Source organism: Microbispora sp. CSR-4 (assembly GCF_008033685.1).
Classification (GTDB): domain Bacteria; phylum Actinomycetota; class Actinomycetes; order Streptosporangiales; family Streptosporangiaceae; genus Microbispora.
This window is the reverse complement of the sequence record NZ_VJVX01000214.1, coordinates 1-734: the sequence shown is the minus strand read 5'-3', so window position 1 is coordinate 734 and position 734 is coordinate 1. Positions and strand designations below refer to the sequence as shown.

1 pseudogene is annotated in these 734 nt (G+C 64.7%); it reads right to left on the bottom strand.

What is annotated here, in order from left to right:
• Positions 1–734 (bottom strand): annotated as a pseudogene (locus FLV34_RS39500) (hypothetical protein); the annotation flags it as partial.

Below are 734 nucleotides of genomic sequence, written 5' to 3'. Positions count from 1 at the left end.
AACCGAACTCGAAGATGCCCGTGCCGATCTTCTGGTTGTAGGCCAGACCCTGACCACCGACGTTGGACCCGAGGGTGCCGACGTCCTTCAGACCGATCGAGAGCTTCAGGCCGACGACCTTGTAGCCCGTGATGACCTTCGCGGTGAAGGTCCGGCTGAAGTACTTGTACTCGAAGTGGCCCTGGTCGCGGTGCCCCCAGTTGTTGCCCTGCCACTTGTTGCCCTGGGCCTGCGCGCTGGCGCTGGGGCTCGGGCTCGCGGACGCGGCGGCGGCCGGAGCCTGGACCTTCGTCCGCCAGTACAGGGTCTTCCCGTCCTTGCTGACGTAGGAGTCCTTCCAGGAACGGTACTCGTTCTTGGAGATCTCCTTGGCCTCGGACGCGCTGGTGCCCGGGGTCCAGGGGCCGTTGCCCGTCAGGTTCCTGCCCTTGTTCCAGGCCTGGAAGTCGGCGACGCTGACCGCCGTCTCCTTGCCGAACCGCGAGAGCTTGTTGACCTCGACGACCTCGAGCTTGGAGTAGCCCGTGGTCTTGTCGGCCTGCAGCTTCCGCTTCGCACGGTAGGCGTCCCACTTGTTGTGGTAGACGCGCGACTCGTACTTGCCGCCGCTGGTGCCACCCTCGGTGGGAACCACACCGTTGTAGACCGTGACGAACGCGTAGTCGCGGTCGCCGTCCTCGTACACGCTGTAGTCGTAGTGCGTGTAAGCGGTCTTACCGACGTAGATGCCCCAG